Consider the following 6,460-nt stretch of genomic DNA (forward strand, 5'->3'; position numbering starts at 1 on the left):
CACCGTATTCTGAACCTTTGTCGGGTGAGGCTGATCTACCATGGGCTATAAGCTTGCCGGGTTCCGTCACCTTTGAGGCGTGGAAATCGATAAAAAGATGGCAAAAATCTACCAAAAGAACCACTCCCCCGAATATTTCTATCGGGAAGACATCAGGGATTTTAACCAAAGGGACAACCTGCCCGAAGAGTTATCGGATCTCGATATTCTGGACGGCTCCCCTCCGTGCAGTGCATTCTCCATGTCATGAAAGCGCGAAAACTGCCGGTGAAAAGAGAAAATATTCAAAGAGTGACAGAAGAAACAAATACTGGATGAGCTGGTTTTTGTGTTCTGCGATACCGTGGAAAAACTCAGCCCCAAAATTGTTATCATGGAAAACGTTCCGGGAATTATTGCTGGAAAAGCAAAACGGTACGCGATTGAAGTACATGACAGGCTCAGCCGGCTCGGATATGAAGTCCAGATTTTCAGGATTAATTCCGCGACTCTGGGAGTCCCACAGGCTCGTGAGCGCATCTTTTTTATCGGAAGGAAGAAAAGTCTGTGACTCCCACCATTAGTGCTGGATTTTGCATCATCCCCTGTGTACTTTGGAGAAATTGCCGATAAAGGATCCACCACCCATCCTCCGCTCCGGCCTTCGATTGCAAAAAGACGGCCCTTTGTAGAATATGGTGATGAATGCCTGAAATTTGCCGATGCCAAATACAGGAATCTGGACACCTTCAACAGTTTTTTCAGTACGAGAATTGTGTATGACCATGTGGTGGCTCCCACACTCACCAGCAGCGGTACGACCCTCTATTACGAAGAAGCGCGCAATATGAACGATACGGAGTATATCCGCATGAGCAGCTTTCCCTCTGACTTTGACTTCTGCGGCATCTCTCCGCGCTTCGTCTGCGGAATGAGCGTGCCTCCCCTGATGACTGCCGGAATTGCAATGGAAATAAAAAAGCAACGGTTTGATCCGTTGTAAGAGTTATTCTGTAAAAAAATGGAAGTCAAACAAAAGTTCAGTGGGCATGAATAAATGAAAAAGAATCTATAGTAAATATAAATAAGGAGAATATAAATTAAGAAAAAGAAGAAATAAGAAAGAACAAAGAATAACTGGCTGTATGAGGAAACCATTCCTGTCATTATAAGTCAGTATAACTTGGTTCGTGGTGTTCAATCCTCTGTCAAAGATGCATTATCTTCTGTACAAACGTACAGACCTATTGTTTGGAGAGAAGCGGTAATCCTTTTTACCTACACGCTCCTCTGCCGTATCAGGATGGTCAATGCCATAACCAGTGCTTTGTACTTCATTCACAATCCCCTGTACGGGGTGAACGAAGGATAAATAATGTATGGATGAAGTTCGGACAAAGTTCAGAATCCTTTGTTCGGGGAGAAGGCAACACTTTTTACTGCAGCACTCCGTGAAATTCTCTTGATTTTCAGATGAATCGGGGTATACTTAGTGTAAGGGTTTTACCTCCCTGCACAATCCCCGCTCTTAGCTTTTACGATGTATTGATTACCCATTGAATACGGTTTGTCAAATCATTGTACACGGCATGTCAACAGAAGGGAGGAGATGATACAGGGGTTTTACAAAGTCCTGAAAACAGCTTATATAAGCCTTTTTCAGGGGAGTGATAACCTTTGGTTATCAGATAAAAACCGGCTTTATTTTATAGCGCATCATACTATGAAAGAATACACCAAATTTGAGGCAGAGAGGCTGTTGGGCGTATCCCAGACATCGTTCTACAAATATGTGAAAAATCTTGGGATACAGCTCATCAATAAAGTAAATGAGAAGGGGAAGATTACCTATATCAGGGCAGAGGACTTAGATAAAATTATGGCATCTTTGGGCAAAGCAAAGATTGACCACCAAAACTCAATGTCTTTTTCCGAATCGGAGGCTAAAAATTCCGGAACAGAGGAGTCCGAACTTGAAATCATCAGACAGGAAAACTTTACGCTGAGGCTCAAAACAAGGGAGCAGGACGAAATCATCAAATCCAAAGAACAGGTGATTACCTTGTACAAAGAACAGCAGCACCAGATGCAGATGCAGCGGAACAATGCCCAGAACGAATTCAAGGGATTGTACACCCAGTTTGTTAAAGTCTCTACCCAATCGACCGCATATCTGATTATTTCCATTGCATTATTTATTGTACTTCTGGTTTTCATCCTGCTGGTCCTGTTCAAAAAATTACAGTTGTAGAATCTGCTGAAACTTCCATGATTCAAAAAACATTCTATGGACTTGATCATAATAAGATTTCTGTCGGTCATAAAAAAATGAATAAAAGATTTCCGGAAGAAAAAATACAGGAGCATCGGTGCAAAACAGAGGAGTCATGATATCTGTTCCTGCGAATGAAAATATACCCCATTTTGGTTGCCATTCCGTTGTAAAAGCATAAACAAGGGCGTAGAAAGGAGAATGAAAATCCCTTAAAAAAATTAAATGAAGCCAAACAATGGGTTGGTTCGTTACCTGATGCTGTTACTATTCCCTATTAAACAGAAAAAGATAACAACAGTTTTATGTTCTTTATTAATATATGTTGTCTTATTATTGAAAGTATTATACTTCTTACCGTATCGAAAACCATAGGTACAAAGCCTTATATGAACGGTTTCGGCATCCTGAGAGGGGCGTAAGGCTTCTAAAACGGGGCCAAAAGATCCTTTTTCGGGTGGTTCGGGCTCCCAAAACAGACTGAATGATACCCAAAACAGGGCAGAATAGCTCCCAATACAGGGTAAGGCTCCCAAAATGGGGCGAAAATGATAAAAATAAGGCTACTGATTTGGGCTACTGTAAGCGATAAAGGGTAGCCGATGAATGATGCTCCGATACTTATTATTATATATGATGAATAATGAATGATGAACGACGAATAGTTCTGATTCTAAATTCTTATCTCAAATCAAATGAACTTTATATTGTAAACAAAACGCTGCTGATGAATCAACTGGTTAAAAAAAGCCACGAGCTGGTTATGGGGAAATTTTCATTCAGCCTTTTGGAGCTGCGTCTTTTTTCACTCATCGTCAGTATGATTGATGATCGTGACGAGGATTTCAAGACCTACAAAATAGCCGTTAAGGATATTATGAAGACCTTTAACCTAAAATCCAAGACCATCTATGCGGAAATCCAGCAGGTAACCACGTCCATGCTGAAAAAAATTATTGTCATTCCTGTTCAGGAAGACGGGATCCAGAAAGAAATCAAGAGTACGCTCATGTCCAGCTTCAAGTATGAGGTTTCAGGAAGGGGAGTGATTGAAGCTACTTTCAATCCCATCCTTAAACCTTACCTTCTCCAGCTTAAATCAAAATTCCTCCTGTATAATTTATCCAATATTCTCCAGATCGGTTCGGCCACCTCCATCCGTATTTTTGAACTTCTCAAAACCTTTGAGTGAGTGAAGCAGAAAACCTTCTCATTGCAGGAGCTTAAAGAAATCTTAGGGGTAGAAAACAATTATTCAAAGTATTCCAACTTCAAAAACAAAATTCTGCTTAAAAGCCAGAAAGACCTGGAAATGTTTACCGATATCCGTTTTACATTTAAAGAAATTTCTGAAAACTCAAGACGTGTGGAGAAAATCCAGTTCTCTATTCATCCCAATACGCCAACATGAAAAATAGTAAGCTCTAAAGGGGAAGATACGGGGAAGGTGCAGCCGCACGATCTTTTATGAAAAAATGCTCACGGTGAAATGCTGGATCTGGGGCTCTCGGAATCCGTGATAAAAAATGAAATCTCAGGAAAATATGAGCAAAGCTATATTCTCAGCACCTTGGAACATTGTAAATCCTACTTTAAGAAAAATAAAGTGGAGAGCAGAGCCTGATTTTTCATAAAAGCACTGGAGAAAGGATTCTATCAGCAGGAGATTGACAATGAAAATAACAGAATTAAGAACCAAGATACAAGAATCCAAACAAAAGAAGCAGAGGAGTCGGCAAAGCAGAATGAAGCTTTTCTCCGTGAGCAGAAGCTGAAAAAACTAAGAGCAGAGCATATGACCGAAGAATTTATTCTTGAGATTCTGGAATCCTACGAGAACCATTTCCTCTATGCTTTGATGAAAAAAGATTATGACAATGGAAAGGTTAATAAATTCCTGCAGGCTTTTGTCGATAAAAAACTGCTGGAACTGGAGGAATAAATTCGGGTTTCTTACTTTCTATAAATTGATATTATTTAAAAAAAAGAGGAGTGGCTACTCCTCAGATTGTAATTCTATTTCTAATAATTCTGCTGTTTTGTCAAAGGCTTTTCGATATTGGCTTCCTTTGCTTTCACCCGGCTGAACCCTAATTTGTCAGCCTGCAATGAGTTGTTCAATATCTTTTTGGTACATGTTGTATAACTCTTCACCCGCATTGTCTTCCTCGTTGTAATAGAACAGCACTTCGGAACCGCCTTCTCTGATGTAGCCAAAGAAATCCATAGGATTATCATCAGTTAGAGCATGATACGCTACCAAAGCTTTTAATCTCTTTTCCGGTTTCAGAGATGCTATTTTCTTTAATTTAGTCATGAACCTGTCGAGGGGTTCGATTACACTTTTTTTCATCAGATGTTAATTACAAAATAAATGAACAAGAGTATACTATTCATTAATTTCATAAAATCAAGAGCAATTAGTTAAATTCATTAATTTTTACTGTACATTTTTCAAAATTGCGATATAATAAAGGTCATATTAATGATACAATTCATTATTCAGAACCGGCAAATTCTCTTTTAAGGTAGCCTATATTCTGGATTTTGGTATGTTTTTCCTTTTGGTAAAAAACAATACGGAAGTTTCAATGAATGATCTTAAAATGATGTGCAAGCTCTGCAAGAGGAGTATACGTATATCTTTTTCGTTCTTTATCGCTCACTGCCTGTAAAAGTACAGACAGTTTCTGTATTTCTTTACGCGATAGTTTTTGAATGAAATCTGCTGCTGTATTAATCATTCTGACATTGTTTAATATGTGAAATAAGCGCTTCGGGATTGGCTCATTCCGGAAAATAGATTCCGAATTCTTCTCTGTTTTCATAATATGCCGATGCTGTTTCTTTAGCGGTTATCGGTGTAATCAGAAGACCTTCCGGAGTTTCCTCGGCAAGAAAGTTTTGGGTATTGTATTTTGATCTCCATGCTTTAGGGAGTGTGATCTGTCCGGTATTGAACATTTTTAGGCTGTGGAGCATTTTTATGAACTGATCCATAATAAATAAGAATAACAAACTGCAATCCATGAAAAACGGGTGAGGATTGGATTCGTTAATTTAATGATATTGATTAAACTCATGAATTCAAGGTCTTTTATTTCCCGGGATTTCTCCGGGCTCGTTCTTGGGATAAAAATAAGTCATCAAATTTCAAAATTTAACCTTGCAAATGCTTTACTGAAAAATATGATGGAGGTTCAATAAAAAATAAGTACTATGAGTAAAGACAAAACATTCTATTTTTTAAAGTATGAATTCGGATCGGTTGAAGCAGAAAACGGACAGGCAGCAGCCCAGATGGCAGCTCATCCTTTTGCTCCTAAAAAAAGTGAAGTGCTGATTCTTGTATCTGAAAAGGAGGGAACTCCGGTATTTCCGAATATGGGGCATCAGGAAATTGTGGAAAGGCTCTCCCATCTGGAAACAGTGGTGATCTGGAAAGAGGAGCATTTTGAACAGAAAGCAAAAGAACTGGAAAAGATTGCCGGATATCTGCTGTTCGAAAGGGGAAACTTTATGAAAGCCTTGTATCAAATGATTGCTAACCACAATCGCAGCGAGGGAATCTCCTGGAATACCGTAGAATATTACCTGCATGAATTTTGCCTGAAAGAATAGTTATTTTTAGAAACGACTTCCCTTGGTTTTTCCATGGGGAAGTTTTTTTAGAAAAGTATAATGAGAAGGTGTGAACTTTTTTCACCAAAGAAAAATAGAAGAAGACAAGATAAAATTTTCCTATTTTTGTTTTAATACACCGTTTCATGAAGAGGCAGATTATAATCCGTTTGTAGTGAAAAGACTGCTCTCTAAACGAACACCTTCTCATCAGGATGATTACTATGAGCCGAGAAAATACAGCGAAGCGGTATATTATGCTTGTGAAGCCCGATTAATATGGCACAAAACTCCAAAAATACTGGAATGGCTGAAAGAGCAGTTGATAAACAAGTAATACTATTTTTTTGCAAAAAAAATATTCTGACCCTTTTACACATCTGTAAATTTTTGAAAACAAGTCAAATATATAAAGTTAATTGCTGAAAATAATTAGTTGTTCCTTAGAATTGCAATAATGTTCTGATTTTCAATACGCTGTAATTAAATCATGTTCAAAATCATTGTAAAAAATTGCAGAAAATCGTATTTTTAGGGTATAAAAAGCGGCAAAATGTTAGGGAAAATAAAACCCGATTTACAGCAGAA

10 protein-coding genes and 1 pseudogene are annotated in these 6,460 nt (G+C 38.4%); 8 read left to right on the forward strand and 3 right to left on the reverse strand.

Features of this window, described 5'->3' with window-relative positions:
* Positions 1-79 precede the first annotated feature (79 nt).
* The 6 genes and pseudogenes from DD829_RS24270 to DD829_RS23900 all read left to right on the forward strand — a co-directional run bounded on the left by DD829_RS24270 (position 80) and on the right by DD829_RS23900 (position 4,193).
* Positions 80-550, forward strand: a pseudogene (locus DD829_RS24270) (DNA cytosine methyltransferase).
* 12 nt (positions 551-562) lie between these two features.
* The gene (locus DD829_RS22585; protein WP_165814900.1) at positions 563-982 is read left to right on the forward strand and encodes a DNA cytosine methyltransferase; all 420 of its coding nucleotides are present in this window, start codon (positions 563-565) and stop codon (positions 980-982) included.
* A gap of 606 nt (positions 983-1,588) precedes the next feature.
* Positions 1,589-2,230 carry a hypothetical protein gene (locus DD829_RS22590; protein ID WP_116548175.1) on the forward strand — a complete coding sequence of 214 codons (642 nt, stop codon included), beginning with the start codon at positions 1,589-1,591 and terminating at the stop codon, positions 2,228-2,230.
* A 748-nt stretch (positions 2,231-2,978) separates the two neighbouring features.
* Positions 2,979-3,443, forward strand: a complete 465-nt coding sequence (locus DD829_RS22595) for a replication initiation protein (protein WP_165796590.1) — start codon at positions 2,979-2,981, stop codon at positions 3,441-3,443.
* Positions 3,444-3,662: a replication initiation protein gene (locus DD829_RS24545; RefSeq protein ID WP_108409533.1), complete on the forward strand. Its 219-nt coding sequence runs from the start codon at positions 3,444-3,446 to the stop codon at positions 3,660-3,662.
* A 384-nt stretch (positions 3,663-4,046) separates the two neighbouring features.
* Positions 4,047-4,193 (forward strand): hypothetical protein, encoded by a 147-nt coding sequence (locus tag DD829_RS23900; RefSeq protein ID WP_165814901.1) that lies wholly within the window; start codon positions 4,047-4,049, stop codon positions 4,191-4,193.
* A gap of 156 nt (positions 4,194-4,349) precedes the next feature.
* Here DD829_RS23900 and DD829_RS22605 read toward each other — a convergent pair whose 3' ends face one another.
* From DD829_RS22605 to DD829_RS22610, 3 genes are all read right to left on the reverse strand, one after another.
* On the reverse strand, positions 4,350-4,604 hold the full coding sequence (locus DD829_RS22605) for a hypothetical protein (protein ID WP_116548176.1): 255 nt from the start codon (positions 4,602-4,604) through the stop codon (positions 4,350-4,352).
* A 235-nt stretch (positions 4,605-4,839) separates the two neighbouring features.
* Positions 4,840-4,995 carry a hypothetical protein gene (locus DD829_RS23905; protein WP_165814902.1) on the reverse strand — a complete coding sequence of 52 codons (156 nt, stop codon included), beginning with the start codon at positions 4,993-4,995 and terminating at the stop codon, positions 4,840-4,842.
* A gap of 43 nt (positions 4,996-5,038) precedes the next feature.
* Entirely contained in the window at positions 5,039-5,215 is a 177-nt protein-coding gene (locus DD829_RS22610; protein ID WP_123906973.1) for an AbrB/MazE/SpoVT family DNA-binding domain-containing protein, read from the reverse strand.
* 255 nt (positions 5,216-5,470) lie between these two features.
* On the opposite strand from DD829_RS22610, the gene DD829_RS22615 reads away from it, so the two are divergent.
* Complete coding sequence (locus tag DD829_RS22615) at positions 5,471-5,872, forward strand: hypothetical protein (RefSeq protein WP_116548178.1); 402 nt, start codon at positions 5,471-5,473, stop codon at positions 5,870-5,872.
* A gap of 70 nt (positions 5,873-5,942) precedes the next feature.
* Positions 5,943-6,209, forward strand: coding sequence for a hypothetical protein (locus DD829_RS22620; protein ID WP_116548179.1), 267 nt, complete (start codon positions 5,943-5,945; stop codon positions 6,207-6,209).
* Positions 6,210-6,460 lie beyond the last annotated feature (251 nt).

This window comes from Chryseobacterium sp. HMWF035, from assembly GCF_003094695.1.
Taxonomy (GTDB): Bacteria; Bacteroidota; Bacteroidia; order Flavobacteriales; family Weeksellaceae; genus Chryseobacterium; species Chryseobacterium gambrini.